The 20,261-nt window shown below is 69.2% G+C and carries 18 protein-coding genes; 14 read left to right on the plus strand and 4 right to left on the minus strand.

Annotated elements, in window-relative coordinates; all coding sequences use genetic code 11:
• The first annotated feature begins 33 nt into the window (after positions 1–33).
• The 6 genes from ACYVGI_RS14845 to ACYVGI_RS14870 all read left to right on the plus strand — a co-directional run bounded on the left by ACYVGI_RS14845 (position 34) and on the right by ACYVGI_RS14870 (position 7,873).
• The gene (locus ACYVGI_RS14845; protein ID WP_460633360.1) at positions 34–1,248 is read left to right on the plus strand and encodes an ROK family protein; all 1,215 of its coding nucleotides are present in this window, start codon (positions 34–36) and stop codon (positions 1,246–1,248) included.
• The gene (locus ACYVGI_RS14850) at positions 1,245–2,204 is read left to right on the plus strand and encodes a carbohydrate ABC transporter permease (protein WP_460633361.1); all 960 of its coding nucleotides are present in this window, start codon (positions 1,245–1,247) and stop codon (positions 2,202–2,204) included. The genes ACYVGI_RS14845 and ACYVGI_RS14850 overlap by 4 nt, the downstream gene beginning before the upstream one ends.
• Positions 2,197–3,012: a carbohydrate ABC transporter permease gene (locus ACYVGI_RS14855; protein ID WP_460633362.1), complete on the plus strand. Its 816-nt coding sequence runs from the start codon at positions 2,197–2,199 to the stop codon at positions 3,010–3,012. The genes ACYVGI_RS14850 and ACYVGI_RS14855 overlap by 8 nt, the downstream gene beginning before the upstream one ends.
• A gap of 84 nt (positions 3,013–3,096) precedes the next feature.
• Positions 3,097–4,341 (plus strand): ABC transporter substrate-binding protein, encoded by a 1,245-nt coding sequence (locus ACYVGI_RS14860; protein WP_460633363.1) that lies wholly within the window; start codon positions 3,097–3,099, stop codon positions 4,339–4,341.
• Between the two features lie 83 nt (positions 4,342–4,424).
• Complete coding sequence (locus tag ACYVGI_RS14865; RefSeq protein WP_460633364.1) at positions 4,425–5,600, plus strand: glycoside hydrolase family 15 protein; 1,176 nt, start codon at positions 4,425–4,427, stop codon at positions 5,598–5,600.
• Positions 5,597–7,873, plus strand: coding sequence for a glycoside hydrolase family 31 protein (locus tag ACYVGI_RS14870; protein ID WP_460633365.1), 2,277 nt, complete (start codon positions 5,597–5,599; stop codon positions 7,871–7,873). The genes ACYVGI_RS14865 and ACYVGI_RS14870 overlap by 4 nt, the downstream gene beginning before the upstream one ends.
• Before the next feature lie 62 nt (positions 7,874–7,935).
• Here ACYVGI_RS14870 and ACYVGI_RS14875 read toward each other — a convergent pair whose 3' ends face one another.
• Complete coding sequence (locus ACYVGI_RS14875) at positions 7,936–8,679, minus strand: ABC transporter ATP-binding protein (RefSeq protein WP_460633366.1); 744 nt, start codon at positions 8,677–8,679, stop codon at positions 7,936–7,938.
• Complete coding sequence (locus ACYVGI_RS14880) at positions 8,676–9,788, minus strand: FtsX-like permease family protein (protein ID WP_460633367.1); 1,113 nt, start codon at positions 9,786–9,788, stop codon at positions 8,676–8,678. Before ACYVGI_RS14880 ends, ACYVGI_RS14875 begins: the two co-directional genes overlap by 4 nt.
• A 148-nt stretch (positions 9,789–9,936) precedes the next feature.
• On the opposite strand from ACYVGI_RS14880, the gene ACYVGI_RS14885 reads away from it, so the two are divergent.
• The 3 genes from ACYVGI_RS14885 (at position 9,937) to ACYVGI_RS14895 (ending at position 12,553) form a co-directional block, all read left to right on the plus strand.
• Positions 9,937–11,124 carry a sensor histidine kinase gene (locus ACYVGI_RS14885; protein ID WP_460633368.1) on the plus strand — a complete coding sequence of 396 codons (1,188 nt, stop codon included), beginning with the start codon at positions 9,937–9,939 and terminating at the stop codon, positions 11,122–11,124.
• Entirely contained in the window at positions 11,121–11,741 is a 621-nt protein-coding gene (locus ACYVGI_RS14890; protein ID WP_460633369.1) for a response regulator, read from the plus strand. Before ACYVGI_RS14885 ends, ACYVGI_RS14890 begins: the two co-directional genes overlap by 4 nt.
• Before the next feature lie 80 nt (positions 11,742–11,821).
• Positions 11,822–12,553, plus strand: a complete 732-nt coding sequence (locus ACYVGI_RS14895) for a flavodoxin family protein (protein ID WP_460633370.1) — start codon at positions 11,822–11,824, stop codon at positions 12,551–12,553.
• Between the two features lie 28 nt (positions 12,554–12,581).
• Here ACYVGI_RS14895 and ACYVGI_RS14900 read toward each other — a convergent pair whose 3' ends face one another.
• Complete coding sequence (locus ACYVGI_RS14900) at positions 12,582–13,277, minus strand: NAD(P)-dependent oxidoreductase (protein ID WP_460633371.1); 696 nt, start codon at positions 13,275–13,277, stop codon at positions 12,582–12,584.
• A 54-nt stretch (positions 13,278–13,331) separates the two neighbouring features.
• On the opposite strand from ACYVGI_RS14900, the gene ACYVGI_RS14905 reads away from it, so the two are divergent.
• The 4 genes from ACYVGI_RS14905 to helR all read left to right on the plus strand — a co-directional run bounded on the left by ACYVGI_RS14905 (position 13,332) and on the right by helR (position 18,984).
• The gene (locus ACYVGI_RS14905) at positions 13,332–13,826 is read left to right on the plus strand and encodes a MarR family transcriptional regulator (protein ID WP_460633372.1); all 495 of its coding nucleotides are present in this window, start codon (positions 13,332–13,334) and stop codon (positions 13,824–13,826) included.
• Between the two features lie 83 nt (positions 13,827–13,909).
• Positions 13,910–14,575 (plus strand): GAP family protein, encoded by a 666-nt coding sequence (locus tag ACYVGI_RS14910; protein ID WP_460633373.1) that lies wholly within the window; start codon positions 13,910–13,912, stop codon positions 14,573–14,575.
• 85 nt (positions 14,576–14,660) lie between these two features.
• Entirely contained in the window at positions 14,661–16,676 is a 2,016-nt protein-coding gene (locus ACYVGI_RS14915; RefSeq protein WP_460633374.1) for an acyltransferase family protein, read from the plus strand.
• Positions 16,677–16,785: 109 nt separating this feature from the next.
• On the plus strand, positions 16,786–18,984 hold the full coding sequence (helR, locus tag ACYVGI_RS14920) for an RNA polymerase recycling motor ATPase HelR (protein ID WP_460633375.1): 2,199 nt from the start codon (positions 16,786–16,788) through the stop codon (positions 18,982–18,984).
• 8 nt (positions 18,985–18,992) lie between these two features.
• On the opposite strand, the gene ACYVGI_RS14925 is transcribed toward helR, so the two are convergent.
• Positions 18,993–19,247 carry a hypothetical protein gene (locus ACYVGI_RS14925; protein ID WP_460633376.1) on the minus strand — a complete coding sequence of 85 codons (255 nt, stop codon included), beginning with the start codon at positions 19,245–19,247 and terminating at the stop codon, positions 18,993–18,995.
• 203 nt (positions 19,248–19,450) lie between these two features.
• Here ACYVGI_RS14925 and ACYVGI_RS14930 point away from each other — a divergent pair, with 203 nt between their 5' ends.
• Positions 19,451–20,212 carry an SDR family NAD(P)-dependent oxidoreductase gene (locus tag ACYVGI_RS14930; protein ID WP_460633377.1) on the plus strand — a complete coding sequence of 254 codons (762 nt, stop codon included), beginning with the start codon at positions 19,451–19,453 and terminating at the stop codon, positions 20,210–20,212.
• Positions 20,213–20,261: the final 49 nt, after the last annotated feature.

Here is a 20,261-nt window from a genome sequence, read left to right on the forward strand (position 1 = left end):
TATGGTTTATTTAGTTCTGAAGAAAAGGATGCAATGGCGCTCACATCTCCCTCACGCACCGACGTGAACCGCACGGCGATCCTGGCCCACCTCGGCGGTCAGGGGCCGGCCTCGCGTGCAGACCTGGCGCGAATGCTCGGCGTCTCGCCCGCCCTCGTCACCCAGCTCACGCGCGACCTTCTCGCGGAGGGGCTGATCGAGGAGCTCGACACCTCCACGTCGCAGGGCGGGGGGCGACCGGCCAGGATGCTCGGGGTCGTCGCGCGCACCGCCTGCGCCGTCGGGGTCAAGGTCGTCGCCGATCACGTCGCGTTCGTGGAGGTCGGGATCGACGGCTCCGTGCTCCGTTCGGCGACCGAGCCGTTCGACGCGATGTCGCCCCTGGCCACGTCCGCGCTCATCGAACTCGCTCGGATCTTCATCGAGGCGGGCGGCGACAACCGGTTGCTCGGCATCGGCGTCGGCATCCCCGGCACAGTCGACGAGCAGGGCATCGGGGTCGTGGACTCCACTCAGCTCCGCTGGAACCAGGTTCCGCTCGGTGCCTCCCTCCGCAGGGCGCTTGACCTTCCCGTCGTCGTCGAGAACAACGTCAATGCGCTCAGCGTCGCGGAGCGCCTGTTCGGGCAGGGGCGCGATTGCGCCGACTTCCTGGTGGTCACGATCGGAACCGGCGTCGGAGCTGGCATCGTGTCCGGCGGCTCGATCCTGCGCGGCCGGGCGGGCGGAGCAGGCGACATCGGCCACATCCCCGTCTCTGAGGGCGGCCCTCTCTGCCAGTGCGGCAACCACGGCTGTCTCGAAGCCTTCGTGGGCGAGAGCGCCCTGGTCGCCACCGCCATCCGGGACGGCGCGGTCGGAGAGGGCGCCGACATCCGGGATGTCCGCGAAGCGGCCGATGCGGGGAACGCGGCGGCCGTCCGCGTCTTCGACGACGCCGGCCGGCTGCTCGGCCGCACGCTCGCCGGGGTCGTCAACATGCTCGACCCGGAACTCGTCGTGATCCTGGGCGAGGGCGTCGAGGCGTGGAACCACTGGTCGCCGTCGTTCGAGCCCGCGCTGCGCGCATCCCTTGTTCCCGGCAAGCGCGGCGTGGAGGTGGCCGTCGAGACCTGGCAGGACGACCGGTGGGCGCAGGGCGCAGCAGCACTCGTGCTCGCGACCCCGTTCGACACGCACGGGGTGGCGGGCGAGCAGGGGCGCCTGATGCGCGAGCGGCTGGTGTCGAGCGCCGGAGTGCGGCCATGACCGTCTCTGGGCTCAGCACGCGCACCGCCGCGGCTGACGCATCCACTCGTATCCCGGCATCCGGTCGAGGTCGCCGTCCGGGCAGGAAGCGCCTCTCGTACTTCCTCATCGTGGCGATCTTCCTGCTGCCGAGCCTCAGCCCCCTGCTCGCGTTCACCATCGGCCCGATGATCGCCGCCGCGTGGACGAGCTTCCACGAGTGGAACCTGATCGGCCCGATGAAGTGGGTCGGCTTCGACAACTACGCCACCCTGGTCAGCGACCCCACCACGCAGCAGGCGTTCCTGCACACGCTCTACTACATCGTCGGGTACCTCCCACTGGTGTACGTCGGCGGCCTCGGACTGGCCCTCGCGCTCAACAGCAGGATCAAGGGGCGCGCTTTCCTCCGAGGCGTCTACTTCCTTCCGGTGGTCACCAGTTGGGTGGTCGTCGCCCTGGTCTGGCGTTGGCTTCTCAACCCCAGCGTCGGGATCGTCAACTGGGCGCTCTCGCTGGTCGGGATCGACGGGCCCGGCTGGTGGGCGGACCCTGCCTGGTCGATGCCGTCGATCATCCTGGCCTCGGCCTGGAAAGACCTCGGATTCGTCATGGTCATCCTGCTCGCCGGGCTGCAGACCATCAACCCCGACCTCTACGAGGCCGCCGAGATCGACGGCGCCGGATGGTGGCGGCGGCTGTTCAGCATCACCCTGCCGATGCTCTCCCCGTCAACGTTCTTCGTCATCGTGCTTTCGCTGATCAACGGCTTCCAGGTCTTCGATCAGGTGTTCGTGATGACAGGCGGCGGTCCGAACAACTCGAGTCGCGTCGTCGTGCAGCAGGTCTACGACCTCACCTTCAGGTACGGGCAGGCCGGCATGGCGTCGGCGCTCTCCTGGCTGCTCTTCATCGTGATCCTGATCGTCACCCTCATCCAGTTCCTCGGGCAGAAGAAGTGGGTGAACTATGCGTAGCCCGGTCGCGAAGGTCTCGCTGTACACGGCCGTCATCCTCGGCGCGCTTGTCATGGTGTTCCCCTTCGTCTGGACGATCGTCACCTCGATCAGCCCGGGCGCGAGCCTCACCAGCACGCCCAAGCTCATCCCGGACAACCCGTCGCTCGCGCCGTACGCCGAGCTGTTCCAGCGCGTGCCGTTCGGACAGGTCATCGTCAACAGCCTGGTGATCGCCGTGGTGAGCACGCTGTTCCAGCTCGTCACCAGCTCCATGGCCGCGTACGTGTTCGCCCGGATGCCGTTCCGCGGTCGTGGCGCGATCTTCGTGCTCTACTTGGCGACCATGATGATCCCGTTCCAGGTGCTCATCGTTCCGCTGTTCGTGGAGATGAAGTCGCTCGGCCTCATCAACACGTATGCGGGCGCCATCCTGCCGACGGTCGCCTCCGCATTCGGGGTGTTCCTGCTCCGGCAGGCGATCAGCACGGTCCCGTACGAACTCGACCAGGCGGCGACGCTGGATGGGGCCGGCCACTTCCGGGTGTTCTTCCAGATCGTGCTGCCCCTGGTGCGCCCTGCGCTCGCCACCCTCGCGGTGTTCGGCTTCCTGAACACCTGGAACAGTTTCCTCTGGCCGCTCATCATCCTGCGCGATCCGCTCATGCAGACGCTCCCTGTCGCGCTGTCCAGCCTGCAAGGGCAGTACTCCACCCAGTGGGACGTGCTCATGGCGGGATCGGTCGTCAGCATCATCCCGATGTTCGCGCTCTACCTCTTCGCCCAGAAGTACATCGTCCAGGGCGTCGCCGGCACCGGCCTCAAATAGCCGCGCCACCGCATCCATCACCACCGCATCCATCACCACAGCAGCAATCACCGCACCATCCGTATCAAAGGAGATAGCAAACACATGAACAAGAAACTCGCCGCGACAGCAGCACTCGCTGTCGCAGCCCTCGCCACTGTCGGGATGAGCGGATGCAGCGCATCCGGGTCCGACAGCGGCAAGACGACCATCACGTACTCGAACTTCATCTCGAACGGCGGCAATGAGAAGAACCTCGCCACCATCGTGAGCGCGTTCGAGAAGGCGAACCCGGACATCACCGTCAAGGTGTCGACCACCGACTACGCCAACTACTTCACGAAGCTGCAGACCGACCTCTCTGCCGGAACGCAGTCCGACGTGTTCGATGTGGACCTCGGCAGCTACGGCAACCTGCAGGCGGACGGCGTGCTCGCCCCGCTCGACGGCGTAGACGCGAAGGCGTACCGCACCTCGGTCCTCGACACGTACAAGACCGACGGCAAGCAGTACGGCCTGCCCACCTCGTTCTCCAACGTGGTCCTGTTCTATAACAAGGATCTCTTCGACAAGGCGGGTGTGAAGTACCCGACCGACTCGTGGACGTGGGCAGACGAGGAGGCGGCGGCGAAGAAGCTGACCGACAAGACCGCAGGCGTGTGGGGCGACTACCAGCCGATCACATACAACGAGTACTACAAGACCGTGCAGCAGGCGGGCGGTTCGTTCCTGACCAAGGACGGCAAGAAGTCGGCGTTCGATTCCGACGCAGGGGCGAAGGCGGCCGACTGGCTCGCGGGCAAGAGCGGCGTGACCATGCCGTCCGCAGCCGATGGAGCCGGCACGCCCGACTTCGACTCCAACCTGTTCAAAGAGGGCAAGCTCGCGATGTGGCACACCGGCATCTGGATGTTCAGCACACTCGGGACGCTGCCGTTCGGCTGGGACGTCGCCGTCGAGCCGGGTGACACCCAGAAGGCCAGCGCCACGTTCTCCAACGCGGTCGCGGTCTCCAACGACTCCAAGCACAAGGACGCCGCGCAGAAGTTCGCGACCTACCTGTCCAGCTCGAAGACGATGGTGGATGTTCGACTCAAGGCCGGCTGGGAGCTCCCCGCGATCTCGGACGAGTCGCTGCTGAAGCCGTACCTCACCGCCGGCACCCCGGAGAACCGACAGGCCGTGTTCGACTCGCTCGAGCACATCGCCACGGCGCCGAACCTGGGCTCCAACTCGCAGAAGATCCAGGACGACGTGACCAACGCCCTCGGCGAGATCGCAGCGGGCAGGTCGAAGACCGCCGACACGATCCCTGCGACGGCGAAGCAGGTCGACGCGCTGCTCAAGTAGCGCATCCCACCGCTGCGGCCCGGCCGGGTTCCCCCCGAACCGGTCGGGCCGCACCCTCACGCATTCACCTCAGAAAGGCCGTTGTGCCCACCTCCACCCCACCGTCGACCACGCTGAGCCGCGTCGCCGTCCTGGCCTCGACAGGCCATCGGCTGATCGTGTCGTTACAGACGCCAGAGGGCGCATACCCTGCGAGCCCCACCTTCTCGGCCTACGCCGGATACTGCTGGTTCCGCGATGGCTCGTTCATCGCCGACGGCGTCTCGTCCTACGGTGACGAACACTCCGCGACACGCTTCTTCGGCTGGTGCGCGCGCGTGCTGACAGAGCGGGCCGACCACATCCACTGGATCGTGGAGGAGACACGGGCAGGTCGTCCGCCGAGCGGCGAGCACATGCTTCCGGCGCGGTTCACCTACGACGGCCGGGACGGCGACGACGAGTGGTGGGACTTCCAGCTCGATGGATACGGCACCTGGCTGTGGGCGCTCGTCGCCCACGCGGAGCGGCATAGCATCGACCTCGCGCCGTGGCGCGAAGCCGCCGAACTCACCGTCGACTATCTCACCAGCTCGTGGGAGCGCCCCTGCTACGACTGGTGGGAGGAGCACAGCGAGGCCGTCCACGTTTCGACGTTGGCCTGCGTGTCCGCCGGGCTGAGCGCCGCGGTGCGCGCGGGACTAGTGAGCGGCGCGCGCGCCGAGGAGGCGACCCACGCATCGGCGGCCATCGGTGAGGTCATCGGCGACCGCGGCGTGCGCGGCGGCCACCTCAGCAAGTGGCTCGGCGTGGCGACCGTCGACGGCAGCCTCGCCGCCGTCATCGCCCCACTGGGAGTCGTGGATGCGCGCTCGGCGCTCGCCGCGGGAACCATCGACGCCCTCGAACGGCAGCTCACCGTCGACGGCGGCGTGCACCGCTACCTCGGCGACACCTTCTACGGGGGCGGCCGTTGGCCGATCCTCAGTTGCTTCCTCGGCCTTGCGCACTCCGCGGCCGGCGACACCGGCCGTGCGGAGGAACTGCTCGGCTGGGCCGCCTCCACCGCTACCGCGAGTCTCGACCTGCCAGAGCAGGTCGACGGTCACCTCATCGCACCGGGGATGCGGCAGGAGTGGGTCGACCGCTGGGGTCCCGTCGCCACCCCGCTCCTCTGGAGCCACGCCATGCTCATCCGCCTCGCCGTCGACCTCGACCCCAGCATCGCCCACGCGGGCGACCTCGCCCCGACTCAGCTCTCGGAAGGACCGACCCGATGATCCGCCACCGCCCCTCCGGCTCCGGCCACCCGTACTCGATCGACACGGAGCAGCGCTCGCCGATCATCCCGGAGGCGGGCGCGACCGCCGTGCTCGGGGTCAGGGCGAGCGGCACGGTGGATGCCGTCGCCGTCGAATTCGCGTGGCGACCGGACGCGGGAAGCGCGGAGTCGCAGACGCTGCCGCTTTCCAGGGTCGCCAGCTCCTCCCGCGGCCGCACGGAGGACGGCGGCCACCTCGCCTCCGCCCAAGCACGGCTCGCCCGCGCGGTCGGCGGATGGCAGGTCGAGACCCCGGAGCTCCGGTTCGGCGGTGTCTACAGCTACCGCTTCACGGCCACGCACACCGGCGGCAAGACGGAGCGAACGCGCTGGTTCTCCTTCCGTGCGGGGCAGTGGCAGGAGGTGGATGCGGGTGCCGTGGCGACCGGAGCGACCGGCGCGACCGGCGCATCCCGCGTCGTCCCCGGTTCGGTCTCGGTGCTGCACGACGGCGAGCGGGCAGCGCGCATCCGCTTCGCGCTCCCGCTGACGGACGGTGAGCACGTCACCGGTTTCGGTGAACGCTACGACGCGCTCGACCACCGCGGCTCCGAACTCGACTCGGTGGTGTTCGAGCAGTACAAGAACCAGGGCGCCGAGCGGAAGACCTACCTGCCCATGCCGTTCGCGCACGTCGTCGGTGGCGATGGATGGGGTTTCCATGTCCGCACCTCCCGGCGCGTCTGGTTCGACATCGGCGCATCCACCTCGTCTCGGCTGCGGGTGGAGGCTGAGCTCGACGCGCCGTTCGGCGCATCCGGTACTGCCGCCGACCTGCTCGACGTCGCGTTCTTCGACGGCTCGCCCACCGACGTGCTCCGCGGCTTCCTCGCCGAGGCCGGCACGCCGACCGAGCTTCCGGACTGGGTGTTCCGTCTGTGGGCGAGCGGCAACGAGTGGAACACTCAGGCCGAGGTCATGCGCCAGGTCGACCTGCACCGTGAGCACGACATCCCGGTGGGTTCCGTGGTGATCGAGGCGTGGAGCGACGAGAGCACGTTCACGGCGTTCAGGGACTCGCGCGCAGCGGTCAGCGAGGACGGTGCGCCCCATCGCCTCGCCGACTTCGAGTTCCCTGCCGATGGTGCGTGGCCCGACCCCAAAGGCATGACCGACGCATTGCACGCCAGGGACATCCGCCTGCACCTCTGGCAGATTCCGCTGATCAAGATGCGCCCCCACCCGCGCGACCAGGTTGCCGCCGATGCTGCCGCCGCGATCCGGGAGAACGTGCTCATCCGGGAGCAGGCGCCCGACGGCAGCCTGCGCCCGTACCGCAACCGCGGCTGGTGGTTCCCGCTCGGCCTCATGCCCGACCTCACCGACGAGCGCGCCGCCCGCTGGTGGACGGAGAAGCGCCGCTACCTCGTCGAGGAGGTCGGCATCGACGGCTTCAAGACGGACGGCGGCGAGCACGCCTGGGGCAGCGACCTCGTCTACCTCGACGGAAAGCGAGGGGACGAGAAGAACAACACCTTCCCTGTCGCGTATGCCGCCGCTTACGGCGACCTGCTGCGCTCGGCCGGCAAGGCGCCCGTCACCTTCAGCCGCGCCGGCTTCACGGGCTCGCAGGCCCACGGCGCGTTCTGGGCGGGCGACGAGAACTCCACCTGGGAGGCGTTCCGCTGGTCGATGCTCGCCGGTCTCTCCGCTGCCGCGAGCGGCATCGTCTACTGGGGCTGGGATCTCGCCGGATTCTCGGGGGATGTGCCGAGCGCCGAACTGTTCCTCCGCTCGGCCGCGGCCGCGACGTTCGTGCCGATCATGCAGTACCACTCCGAGTTCAATCATCACCGCACGCCGTCGCGCGACCGCACTCCGTGGAACATCCAGGAGCGTTCGGAGGACGACCGGGTCATCCCGGTCTTCCGCCGCTATGCGAAGCTGCGCGAACGCCTCGTTCCCTACCTCGCGGAGCAGGCGGCGATCACCGTCGAGACGGCCCGCCCGCTGATGCGCCCGCTCTACTTCGATCACCCGGCAGACCCGGCCGTCTGGTCGGCGCAGCCGCAGTGGATGCTCGGTGACGACCTGCTCGTCGCCCCGGTGCTGTCCGAGGGCGCGACCACCTGGCCGGTCTACCTCCCTGCCGGCTCGTGGGTGGATGCGTGGACCGGCGAGGAGTTCGCGGGCGGCGTCACCATCACCGTCGACACCCCGCTCGACACCATCCCGGTCTTCCTCCGCGCCGATTCGGCGTACCGTCTCCTCCCCCTCTTCGCGGCCGGATAGGCCACGAGATACCAGCAACTGCGCGTCTCCCGCGGGATCTCGCGCAGTTACTGGTATCTCGATTACGGGATGCGCGCTGGCTGGGGAGAGCCCTGTGGAGAGCCGCCAGCGGTCGCCGCGGTCTCCACCACCCGTCCGTCCACCACGGTCACCAGCTCGTCGAGCGCGGCGCTGTGCGCCAGGTCGTGTGTCACCAGCAGGGTCGCCGTGTCCAGTTCGCGGCTGAGCCGCCCGATCAGGTCCATGATCGCCGCGCCCCGCTCCTGGTCGAGGGCGCTGGTGGGCTCGTCGACGAGCAGCACCCGCGGTTCCCGCACGAGCGCCCGGGCGATCGAGACGCGCTGCCGCTGGCCGCCGGACAGTTGCGCCGGCCGTCGGTCGGCCTGTCCGCTCAGCCCGACAGCGTCGAGCAGTTCGTCCACCCGCCCGCGCACCGCGCGTCGCAGCCCGCGGGGCCCGCGCGCACCGCGGTCGCCGAGCTCGCCCATCACCTGCAACTGTTCGCGGGCCGTCAGGGACGGCAGCAGGTTGGACTGCTGGAACACGATGCCGATGCGGGAGCGGCGGAGGGCCGTCGCCTCGTCGCGGGACAGGCCGGCCGCATCCACGCCGTCGATGAGCACACGGCCGGAGTCCGGGCGGATGAGCGTTCCGGCGATGGCCAGGATGCTCGACTTGCCCGAGCCGGACGGGCCGGTGATCCCGGTGACGCGGCCGGCACGGCCGTGCAGGGTGACCGCATCCACTGCCGTGACGCGGGATGCGCCGTCCGGGAAGGTGAGGGTGACGTCGTCGAGGGTGATCATCTGTTGCTCCCGAGTGCTGTGAGGGGGTCCGCCGACGTGACGGTCCGAAGGGCGACGGCCGCTCCGGCGAGACCGAGGACGGCCATCGCCAGGGCGGGTACGACCGTGGTGAGCGGGCTGATGAGGAACGGCAGCGCGCCGCCCGCGAGCGCACCGAGTCCGACGACCGCCGCGAGGCCGACGCCGATCCCGACCACGAGGACCACCAGCGCCTGCCCGAGCGCGTCCCGCACGAGCGAGCCTGTCGTCGCACCCAGCGCTTTCAGCACGGCGATGTCGCCGGAGCGCTGCATGGTCCACACGGTGAAGAACGCGCCGACCACCAGGGCGGAGATGCCGAACAGCATCACCACCATGAGTGCGAGGGAGCCGATCTCCGATTTGAAGGTCTCCAGTGCGGTGAGGCTCGCGAGGGGCGCGAACGCCGCCGTTCCCGTCGCCTTCGCGACCGCATCCCAGTCGGGGTCGCCGCTCACGGCGAGGACAGTGGCCGCACCGCTTCCGCCCATCCGCTTGGCGGCGGCCTCTGCCGCGTCGGTGGTCATCGCGATCACCGGGGTGTGGCTGTACCAGAGGTCGCCACCGACGGATGCGACCCGGTATGCGGTCCCCGCGATGCTCACCCTGTCGCCGACGCGCGCATCGAGGTCGGCGGCGGCTCCCGTCGACAACCCGATCTCGGTGGCGGCGTGCGGGGCCATCCGGCCGAGCGCCGACCCGTCGAGCGCCGACCCGTCGAGCGCCGACCCGTCGAGCGCCGAACCGTCGCCCGGCACCCCGAACACGGTGACCCCGGCCGTCTTCCCGTCCGCCTGGGCGCGGCCCTGCAGGATGCTCACGGGCACGGCCTCGCTCACCCCTGGGGCGCTGCGCCACGCATCCACGGTCTTCTCCGACAGCTCCGACTCCGAGAAGCTCGACTTCCCGTCCGTCTGCTGCAGCACCAGCCGGTTCCCCGGCAGGTCGAGCACGGCGGACACGTTCTGGAACGCCAGACCCCCTGTCAGCCCCGCGAGGAACCCGACGAGCACGGTGATGAGCGCGACGACGGCTCCGATCAGGATGAAGCGGCCCCGCGCGAAACGTAAGTCCCGCCATGCGACGAACACGATGATTCCTTTCCGGCAGGGAGGACCTCCCCGCACGTCTTCCAGCCTCCTTTCTGCGCCGTCGCCGGTCATCGCCTGCCCTGTGGATGCTGCGCTCGAACTTTCGATGGATGCCCCCGCGGCGCCGAGTGCATACGCTGGAAGCGTCATGCCGCACAACACCCTCACCCCCGTCTTCGTCGGGCTGCGCACGGGCCTCCACCTGCTCGTGGTCGGCCTGCTGACGCTGGTGCTGGTGAGGGTGTTCGTGGTCGGCGGTCCCTCGCTCGCACCGTCGCTCGCGCTCACGGCGGCGTTCGCTGTCGTGTACGCACTGGTCGCGCTGATGCGGTTCGTGCCGGAGCGACGCAGGAGGGTCGCGGCCGCGTGCTGGATCGCCGGGCTCTCGGTGATCTGGATCGGGCTGATCGTGCTCGTCCCCGAGGCGGCGTACCTCGTCTTCCCGATGTTCTTCCTCTACTTGCACGTCCTCCACGGGCTGCTCGGTCCGGCAGCCGTCGTCGCGGCGACCATCGTGGCGATCGTCGCCCTCGGGATGCACGGCGGCTTCACCATCGGCGGCGTGATCGGCCCCATCGTCGGCGCGGCGGTCGCCCTCCTGATCGGCCTCGGTTACCGGGCGCTCGCCCGCGAGGCCGCCGAACGGGAGGCGCTGCTCGCCGAACTCGTCGCCACCAGGGACCGCCTGGCCGAGAGCGAACGGGAGCAGGGGATGCTCGCCGAGCGTTCCCGTCTCGCCCGCGAGATCCACGACACGGTCGCGCAGGGTCTGTCGAGCATCCAGTTGCTGCTGCACGCCGCGGAGCGCGCGGACGGCGACCGGCCGGGCGCCGAGCATGTGCGGCTCGCACGGGAAACCGCGGCGGAAGCGCTCGCCGACACCCGCCGCTTCATCAGGGAGCTCGCATCGCCCCTGCTCGACGACGGCCTCGCGCAGGCGCTCGCGCGCCTCGCCGAGCAGCAGACGGCCGCGGACGGGGCGTTGCGCGTGGAGGTGGAGGCGTCGCAGACGGGTCACCTGCCGATGACCGTGCAGACCGCACTGTTGCGGATCGCGCAGGGCGCCCTGGCGAACGTGCGCCAGCACGCACACGCCACGCACGCGAGGATCCTGCTCGACGCGACAGCCACCGAGGTCACGCTCACGGTGTCCGACGACGGCGACGGGTTCAGCTTCGCGCCGGAGTTGGTCGGCGCTCGCGCCGCGGGCTCCGACTCGTTCGGGCTCCGCGCCATCGCCGAACGCGTCGAACAGCTCGGTGGTGACCTCAGTGTCGACAGCGCGCCGGGCGACGGCACGACCCTGACGGTCACGATCCGACTGGATGCGCCATGATCCGCGTCGTGATCGCCGACGACCATCCCGTCGTGCGGGCGGGCATCAGGGCGCTTCTGGAGGGCGAGGACGACATCCAGGTGATCGGCGAGGCTGGAACGCCCGACGAGGCCGTCGCCCTCGCGGAGTCCACAGCGCCGGAACTCGTGCTGATGGACCTGCAGTTCGCGGACGGCGAGAGCGGCGCGGACGCGACCAGGCGCATCCGGGCCCTGGATGCCGCGCCGTACGTGCTGGTGCTCACCAACTACGACACCGACGGCGACATCCTCGGCGCGGTGGAGGCGGGAGCGAGCGGCTACCTCCTCAAGGACGCCCCTCCCGGCGACCTGATCGCCGCCATCCGCAGCGCGGCCGCCGGAGAGAGCGCGCTGGCCCCCGCCATCGCGGGCCGCCTCATGGAACGGCTGCGCTCGCCGCGGGTGAGCCTGTCGGCACGCGAAATCGAGGTGCTGCAGTTGGTCGCGGACGGCGCATCCAACGCCGAGATCGCCCGCCGGCTCTACGTGACGGACGCCACCGTGAAGTCGCACCTGGTGCACGTCTTCTCGAAGCTCGGGGTCGCATCCCGCACGGCGGCGGTGTCGACGGCCCGCTCGCTCGGGGTGCTGCGGTGAGCGGGCCTGCGCGCAGCAGGCGGCCGCTGAGCAGCCGGCCGCACTAGCCACACCCGCGCATCGCGTCTACCGTCCGGCGCATGGATGCGATTCCCGCCGACTTCTCCGCCCTCAGCGCCCTCTTCATCAACACCACGCTCACGCGTTCTCCCGGAGTCAGCCACACCCAGCGGCTGATCGACGTCAGCGCGGGCATCATGGCGAAGCAGGGGGTGAAGGTCGACCAGTTTCGCTCGGTCGACTATCCGATCGCGTCCGGCGTGTACCCGGACATGCGCGAGTACGGCTGGGAGGAGGACGCCTGGCCGGACCTGTTCCCGCGCGTGCAGGCCGCCGACATCCTCGTGATCGCCGGACCGATCTGGCTGGGGGACAACAGCAGCGAGACCAAGAAGATCATCGAGCGCCTCTACGCCCACTCCGGCGAGTTGAACGATCGCGGGCAGGCGGGCTTCTACGGCCGGGCGGGTGGATGCATCATCACCGGCAACGAGGACGGCATCAAGCACTGCGCATCCAACGTCCTCTACAGCCTGCAGCACATCGGGTACAGCATCCCGCCGGAGGCGGACGCCGGGTGGATCGGCGACGTCGGTCCCGGCCCGAGCTACGGCGACGAGCTGGAGGACGGAACGCGCGCCGGGTTCGAGAACGACTTCACGAACCGCAAGGTCACGTTCGCCACCTGGAACCTGATCCACCTGGCCGCCATGCTCACGGCGGCGGGCGGGTTCCCCGCTCACGGCAACCAGCCGGAGGAGTGGGCGGCCGGCACACGCTTCGACTTCGAGAATCCCGAGTACCGGGCGTAGGCGAAGCCGCCCGCGGAACCTGACCGCGTCACTTCTTCCCCAGCGCCTCCTTGACGATGAGCTCTCGCACGGTCGGCGCTCCCGCCGAGGTCGAGACGGCGACGATCTTCCTCGCGTACTCGTCCTCGGTCGCCTGACGGAGCAGCACGTTCGCCAGGTCGGCTCGCGAGGTGAACGGCCCCGGTGTGTACCGCTCGGCGTAGTCGTATGCGCTCACGTCCGGCGCGTCGAACAGACCGGACGGGCGCACGATGGTCCAGTCCACGTCGCTGGCCGAGACGATCGACTCCATTCGGCGCATGTCCGCGTAGAGCTGCTTGCCGAACACGTTGACGATCACCGGCTGCAGCACCCGTTCGAAGAAGAAGCCGCCGTGCGGCCCCGCCGCGGGGTCGAGGGCGCTGGAGCTCACGCAGGCGAAGCGCCGGACGCCGTTGGCGCGCATCCCGGCGAGGATGTTGGTCGCGCCGTCGGAGTACACGCTGATCGGCTGTCGACCGTATGGGACGCCGAGGGCGGAGAGGACGGCGTCTGCGCCCGCGATCACGGAGGTGACCGCGGCGGCATCGTGCACGTCCGCTTCCGCGACCGTGAGCGCTGGATGCTCCAGCGGGAACCGCGCAGGGTCGCGCGTGACCGCGATCACGGTGTGGCCTTCGGTCAGAGCCTGCTCGACAAGGAGGCGACCGGTCGGACCGTTGGCCCCGAAAACGACGATACGCATACGGACTCCGCTACTCTTGGGTTAGAAAACCATATAATACGGAAACGATACCATATGACTTCAGGATCATCTTCGCTGCCCGACCGGCGACTCCAGCGCCGCGCGGCCGCAGCCGTGAAGCAGTCGCTCAGGGACCTCCGGGTGCAGCTCTCGATGCTCAACCATCAGGTGGGCGTCGCCGCCGAACTGCGCGACACCGACCTCGACTGCCTCGACCTCATCTCGAACGACGGGCCTCTCGGCCCGAGCGCGCTCGCCAAGCTGGCCGGACTGCATCCCGCGACCCTCACCGGCATCCTCGACCGCCTCGAGAAGGGCGGCTGGATCGCCCGCGATCGTGATCCGGCCGACCGTCGCTCGGTGCTGCTGCGCGCACTTCCCGACCGCAGCAGAGACATGTTCCGGCTCTACGGGGGCATGAACGCCAGAATGGACGAGCTCTGCTCCGGCTACGACACGGAACAGCTCGAGCTGATCGGCGAATTCCTCCAGCGGGCCACCGCGGCGGGCCGCGACGCCACGGAGCGGTTCGGCGACGAGAGCGCCTGACCACCGCCTGACCGCGCCGCCCGACCGCCGCCCAACCTCCCCGGTGTGGATGCGCTGCTCCCGCGCCTGCCATGATCGTGACTATGACCCAGGTGCTCGGCGACCTCATCCCGTACGCCATCGCTGTCTCGACCAGCCCGCTGCCGCTGATCGCCGTGCTCCTGCTGTTCCGTTCCCCGCACGCTCGCGCGGCGTCCGCGGCGTTCCTGATCAGCCGCTTCCTGGTGGTGGCCGTGGTCGCCGGTGCGGTCGCGTTCGCGGCCGAGTTCCTTCCGCAGTTCGACGACTCCTCGCTGCTGCTCGCCGCGCTGCGCATCCTGGGCGGCCTGGCACTGATGGTCTGGGCGATCGTCAAGGTGCTGAAACGCCCGAGGCGCGGCGACGACGTGGACATGCCGGGCTGGATGGCCTCGATCGAGAACGCCACGGTCCCCTCCGCCGCCCGGCTCGGCGTGCTGCTGTCGGCCGCGAACCTCAAAGAGATCGCCTTCGGCTTCGGCGCAGGGCTCACCATTGCGAGCGCCGACCTCGCCGTCGGCCCCACGATCCTGATCGCCGTGCTCTACGCGCTCGTCGCCTGCCTGGCGCTCATCGTCGTGGTCGTCGCGTTCCTCGTCGCCGAGCAGCGAGTCCGCGGGCCGCTCGACAGCGCACGCGGCTGGCTGGTCCGCAACAACTCGGTGCTGATCGCCGGGGTGCTGCTCATCATCGGCGCGATCCTGGTGGGCGAGGGCGTCAGCAGCCTGTGAGGCGCGGGAGTGGGGCGGTGGCGCGCGGGATGCCGCAGCGCGTTCTGCGCGGGAGCTATACACGGATAAACTAACGCGCGTTCCCATGACGACGACACCCACGCGCGCCCGCCGCGGCGATATTCAAGGCCTCCGTGCCGTCGCCGTCGTTCTCGTCGTCGTCTATCACGCCTTCCCGGGTGTTGTCCGCGGCGGCTTCGTCGGCGTCGACGTCTTCTTCGTGATCTCCGGCTTCCTCATCACCGGGCTCTTGTTGCGTGAGTTCGACGCCACCGGAAGCATCCGGCTCGGTCAGTTCTATGCGCGACGGATGCGACGCCTCCTGCCGGCCGCCCTCACCGTCACCCTGGTGACCCTGATCGCCGCGGCGATGGTCTACGGTCCCTTGCGGTTCGTCCAAGTGCTCCGAGATGCAGCCTGGGCAACACTCTCGCTGGCGAACATCAATTTCGGCATGGACCCCGATGGGTACTTCGCGACCACGTCGCCGAGCCCGTTCCTCCACTTCTGGTCGCTCTCGGTCGAAGAGCAGTACTACCTGCTGTGGCCGGTGCTGTTGATCGGAGCGTCGCTGATCTGGAAACGGAGAGGCGCGCTCACGTTGCTTGTCGTCGTGCTGCTGGGCTCGCTCGCCACGAGCGTGGTGCTCACATCGTCTGGCAGCCCCATGGCGTACTACTCTCTCGCTACCCGCGCGTGGGAGCTCGCGATCGGCGGTGCGCTCGCTTGGTTCACACGTCCCCGGCCAGCGCTGACGATCGAAGGCGCTGAGCGGGATGGTCGTTTGGCGAACATGCCTCAGTGGGTCCGTGCCACCCTTTTGCTGGTCGGCGGAGCCGCGATCCTCGCATCAGCGTTGCGGTTCTCGGTCGTCACGCCGTTTCCCGGATGGGCGGCGTTGGTTCCGACGGTCGGCGCAGCGCTTGTCATCGCATCGGGATCAGGGGGACGCGCACCGTTGCCCTGGCTCCTCGGCAACCAGGTCAGTCGCTATGTCGGCGACATCTCGTATTCCCTCTACCTCTGGCATTGGCCGGTGCTCGTCATCGGAATGGTGGTGTTCGGCGACGAGGTCGTGATTCGGGTTGCGCTCGTCGCGCTCGCCTTTCTTCTCGCGGCAGGAAGCTACCGCTTCATCGAACAGGGATACGGGAGGATCAGGCGAACGGCTCGGGCTCGGGCGGTGGTCGCGACGGGCCTCGCCGCCGCACTCGTGCTCTCGGCAGGCGCGGCTGGGATCGCCGCTGCCATCCCACTGGACTCGGGCAGGGCAGCACCCGTCGCACCGCGGGCCGTCAGTTTCGACTCCGGGCCAGGGTTCCTGCCCACAGGGGTGCCATCGAACGCCCGGCCGTCAATCGAAGATCTCGAGGGCGACCTGGCCCCGGTCTTCACCAACGGTTGCTATGCGGCCACGCTGCAGGTGTGCAGCGGTGGCGACCCAGACGGCGTCAAAACCGTGGTCCTGGCGGGTGACTCCCACGCGGGAATGTGGTGGCCTGCATTCGACGCTGCCGCCAAACAGAAGGGTTGGCGGCTCTATATCGTCGGGAAGAACGGATGTCCGATCGTCGACGTACGCATCAGTGCCGGCGCGACAGCCGACGCGTGGCCGGAGTGCGATCGGTGGCAGGCAGAAGCAATGGATGCGGTCACCTCCCTTCATCCTGACCTCATCGTCGTCGACAATTACGCGGCCGGTTACCGCGACAAGGTGAGTCTCCGCGACAACTTTGCCGAGCAGTGGGAGCCCGCGGCCATTTCTACCCTGACGGAGCTCGGCAAGGCCGCCCCTGTCGTCGTGTTCGGGCCAGAGCCTGTCCTGCCCAGCGCTCCAGGAGACTGCCTGCCGGAGCACGTTTTCGATGTGAGCGCGTGCGCCATGCCTCGGGAAAAGGCCGTTTCGGCGGACCTCCAGAAGCTGAGCTCGCGAATCGCGGTGGCGGCGGGTGCGACACTCATCGACCCGACCACCCTGCTGTGTACCGCGACCGTCTGCCCGGTGATCTCGTACAACCTGATCATGTACCGCGACCCCAACCACTTCACGGCGACGTTCTCGGAGCATCTCGCACCTGCCGTCGCGGACCTGCTGAATTGAGCGGCCGTTAACGAACGAAACGGAGGGAAAACTCCCTCCGCCACTTCTAATATATAGCACACCAGGGGGCTTGCCACAAGCCCCCTGGTCGGGCGGAGAATCGTCCATCGTGACTCTCTCCTCCTCTGCTTCCGCGCTCCCCGGCCCCTCTGCTTTCGCCCTGCCGGAGCGCCTCGCGGCCAAGCGGGACGCCCACCTGATCGCCCGCGACGAAGACCAGTTCGCCGCGATCTCCGTGAGTCTCGACGAGCAGATCGCCGAGTTGGAACGCCGCCTGGCGGACGAACGTCTCGCCCCCGTCGGCGAGGGCCAGGCCGCCCTGGATCGCGACATCGAGATCCACCGGCTCACCGCGCGGCTGCGGGCGCTGCGCCGCTTCACCCTCGACCTCTGCCTCGGCAGGATCGTCCCGGACGACGGCTCCGAGCCCGTCTACATCGGGCGGCTGAGCCTGTCGGACAGGGATGGTCGCAGGCTGCTCATCGACTGGCGCGCCCCCGCGGCCGAGCCGTTCTTCGCGGCGACCCACGCGCATCCACAGGGCATCGCCAGTCGTCGTCGCTACCGCTGGACCCGCGGCAGGGTGAGCGACTACTGGGACGAGGTCTTCACCGAGGACGGCCTGCGGAACGACGCGGCCCTCGACGACCAGTCGGCGTTCATCGCCAGCCTCGGCAGCAGCAGGTCGCCGCGGATGCGCGACGTGCTCAGCACCATCCAGTCCGATCAGGATGCGATCATCCGGGCCGCCTCGCGCGGCGCCCTGGTGGTCGACGGCGGCCCTGGCACGGGCAAGACCGTGGTCGCGCTGCACCGGGCGGCCTACCTGCTGTACGCCGACCCGCGCATCTCCCGAGGCGACGACGGCGTGCTGTTCGTCGGGCCGAGCCAGGGCTACCTCGCCTATGTCGACGACGTCCTGCCGAGCCTCGGCGAGGAGAGTGTGCAGATTTGCACGATGCGAGACCTTGTCGTCGAGGGCGCGTCCGCGGTGCCGGAGGGCGATCCGCGGGTGGCGGCGCTGAAGTCGTCCGGTGCGCTGACGGCTGCGGTGGAGGCGGCGGTCCGGTACTACGAGGCGCCCCCATCCCGTGCTCTGACGGTGGAGACGCCGTGGGCCGACCTCCGGCTGAGCCCGGCCGAGTGGGCGGAGGCGTTCGCCGCTGCCGACCCCGGCACCCCGCACAATGAGGCGCGCGACCAGGTGTGGGAGGCGCTGCTCGACATCCTCACCGACGGGTTCGACGACGAGGAGGTGCCCCTGCACCAGGTGCGCAGGGCGCTGCTGCAGAACGAGGAGCTGACCAGGACGTTCGCGACGGCCTGGCCGGTGCTCGACCCGGTGGGCGTGGTCGGCGACCTGTGGTCGGTGCCCGCCTACCTCAGGGTCTGCGCGCCGTGGCTGAATGCAGAGCAGGTCGCTCTGCTGCACCGAGTGGATGCGCGGGCCTGGACACTCTCCGACCTCCCGTTCCTCGATGCTGCCCGCCAGCTCATCGGCGATCCGGAGGCGTCCCGGCGCGCCAGGCGGCGGGCGGCGACCATCGCGGCGGAGAAAGAGCAGATGGCGAAAGTCATCGACGACCTCATCGCCTCCGACGACTCGGAGATGCTCGTCATGTCCATGCTGCGCAGGCCGGACGCGCAGAACAGCCTCATCGACGAGGCCGCCCTGCCCGGCGCAGACCCCGACCTGCTTGCCGGACCGTTCGCGCACATCATCGTGGACGAGGCGCAGGAGCTGTCCGACGCGGAATGGGAGATGCTGCTGCGCCGCTGCCCGTCGCGCAGCCTCACGATCGTCGGCGACCGCGCACAGGCCAGGCACGGCTTCACCGAAACCTGGCAGGAACGCCTCAACAGGATCGGCCTCCCGCACGCCCAGCTCGCGTCCCTCACGATCAACTACCGCACGCCGGAAGAGGTGATGGCGGAGGCGGAGCCGGTCATCCGCGCTGCGCTGCCCGACGCGAACGTGCCCACCTCCATCCGCAGCAGCGGCGTGCCGGTGACACACGGCAGGGCGGCGGACCTGCAGCCGATCCTGGATGCGTGGCTCGCCGAACACGAGGAAGGCGAGGGCATCGCGTGCGTGATCGGCACGGCGCCAGCCCCCGCAGACGGCGCCGGCCTGTTCGCGCCGTCGCCGCGCATCCGGTACCTGACGCCGGAACTGTCGAAGGGCCTGGAGTTCGACCTCGTGGTGCTGCTCGAGCCCGCAGGGTTCGGCGATGGGATCGAGGGGGCGGTGGACCGGTATGTGGCGATGACGCGGGCGACGCAGCGGTTGGTTGTGCTGGGGGTGTGATGGGCGGCTCAGCCGGCGCTGCTCAGAAGGGTCGCAAGGCCACCCACGACCATGACCACCCCGACGAGGACCCCGCCCAGCCCGGCCACTCCGACCCACGCGGAGGTCTGCAACCGTCCGAGGCGTTCGCCTGCTCGCTTACCGAGCGCAGCTCCTTCGGAGTCGACGGTGCTGTCGCGAATCGGCTTCCGGAAGACGAAGACGAGGATGCCGATGACGATAGCGATCGGCCCGACGATCAGGCTGGGCAGCACGACGACCATCGGCTGACTCCTCCTGTGCTCGGTTGACGGAACGCGGACCGGTGGATGCTCGGCGTCGCGCCGGTCTCGTCGACCGTAGCGGATTGCCGGGCTGGGTGGGCGGGCGCTGGCGCGCGCACGGGCGCCGGCGCTGGCGCTCGCCGCTCCCGCCGAGGTGGTTGACTTTCGAGGGCGGCATTCGCGGTCTGGTCGGAGGGAAACACATGAATACAGTGCTGGAGGGCCGTCGGGTCCTGGTGACGGGCGCCGCGCGCGGGCTGGGGCGCGCGATCGCGGTCGCGTGTGCCGAGGCCGGAGCGGACGTGGCGCTGGGGGTGCGCGACGAGAACGCGGTGGCCGGTCTGGTGGCCGAGATCGAGGCGTTCGGCAGGCGGGCGCTCCCGGTTCGGATGGATGTGACCGACCTCGCCCAGAGCTACGCGGCCGTCGACAGGGCCATCGAGGAGTTCGGCGGACTCGACATCCTGGTCAACAATGCGGGAGGCGGCGTGCCTGACCGGCCGGTCGAGGAGTACACGGTCGACGTGTTCGACGCGCTGATCGACCTCAACGTGAAGTCGACGTTCTTCCTCAGCCAGTATGTCGGCGCGCACCTGATCGCGAACGGCGGAGGCTCGATCGTGAACATCGGCTCCCAGGCGGGCGCCGTGGCGCTGCCGGGAGAGGCGGTCTACTGCCTGAGCAAGGCGGCCGTCTCGCAGCTCACCAAGAGCTTCGCCGTGGAATGGGGTGTGCACGGTGTGCGCGTGAACTGCGTCGCCCCGACCTTCGTGCGCACCGACGGCACGGAGGAGATGCTGGCGGACCCCGCGTTCGAAGCGGACGTGATCGACCGGATCGCTGCCCTGCACCGGATCGGCGAGCCGAGAGAGGTCGCGGACGCGGTGGTGTTCCTCGCGTCGGACGGGGCATCGCTGATCTCGGGGCAGACACTGCTGGTGGATGGGGGCTGGACGGCCAGGTGAGGTTCAGGCGCGACTGCCCCGACGAGATACCGGTAACTGCAGCCGAGCC

This window comes from Leifsonia lichenia, from assembly GCF_054780215.1.

Coding starts and splice junctions, on each gene's coding strand:
- ACYVGI_RS14900 (WP_460633371.1), bottom strand. CDS start 13,277: ATGCGTATCGTCGTTTTCGGGGCCAACGGTCCGACCGGTCGCCTCCTT.
- ACYVGI_RS14895 (WP_460633370.1), top strand. CDS start 11,822: ATGGATGCGATTCCCGCCGACTTCTCCGCCCTCAGCGCCCTCTTCATC.
- ACYVGI_RS14930 (WP_460633377.1), top strand. CDS start 19,451: ATGAATACAGTGCTGGAGGGCCGTCGGGTCCTGGTGACGGGCGCCGCG.
- ACYVGI_RS14860 (WP_460633363.1), top strand. CDS start 3,097: ATGAACAAGAAACTCGCCGCGACAGCAGCACTCGCTGTCGCAGCCCTC.
- ACYVGI_RS14850 (WP_460633361.1), top strand. CDS start 1,245: ATGACCGTCTCTGGGCTCAGCACGCGCACCGCCGCGGCTGACGCATCC.
- ACYVGI_RS14885 (WP_460633368.1), top strand. CDS start 9,937: ATGCCGCACAACACCCTCACCCCCGTCTTCGTCGGGCTGCGCACGGGC.
- ACYVGI_RS14890 (WP_460633369.1), top strand. CDS start 11,121: ATGATCCGCGTCGTGATCGCCGACGACCATCCCGTCGTGCGGGCGGGC.
- ACYVGI_RS14870 (WP_460633365.1), top strand. CDS start 5,597: ATGATCCGCCACCGCCCCTCCGGCTCCGGCCACCCGTACTCGATCGAC.
- ACYVGI_RS14915 (WP_460633374.1), top strand. CDS start 14,661: ATGACGACGACACCCACGCGCGCCCGCCGCGGCGATATTCAAGGCCTC.
- ACYVGI_RS14855 (WP_460633362.1), top strand. CDS start 2,197: ATGCGTAGCCCGGTCGCGAAGGTCTCGCTGTACACGGCCGTCATCCTC.
- ACYVGI_RS14905 (WP_460633372.1), top strand. CDS start 13,332: ATGACTTCAGGATCATCTTCGCTGCCCGACCGGCGACTCCAGCGCCGC.
- ACYVGI_RS14925 (WP_460633376.1), bottom strand. CDS start 19,247: ATGGTCGTCGTGCTGCCCAGCCTGATCGTCGGGCCGATCGCTATCGTC.
- ACYVGI_RS14910 (WP_460633373.1), top strand. CDS start 13,910: ATGACCCAGGTGCTCGGCGACCTCATCCCGTACGCCATCGCTGTCTCG.
- ACYVGI_RS14875 (WP_460633366.1), bottom strand. CDS start 8,679: ATGATCACCCTCGACGACGTCACCCTCACCTTCCCGGACGGCGCATCC.
- ACYVGI_RS14845 (WP_460633360.1), top strand. CDS start 34: ATGGCGCTCACATCTCCCTCACGCACCGACGTGAACCGCACGGCGATC.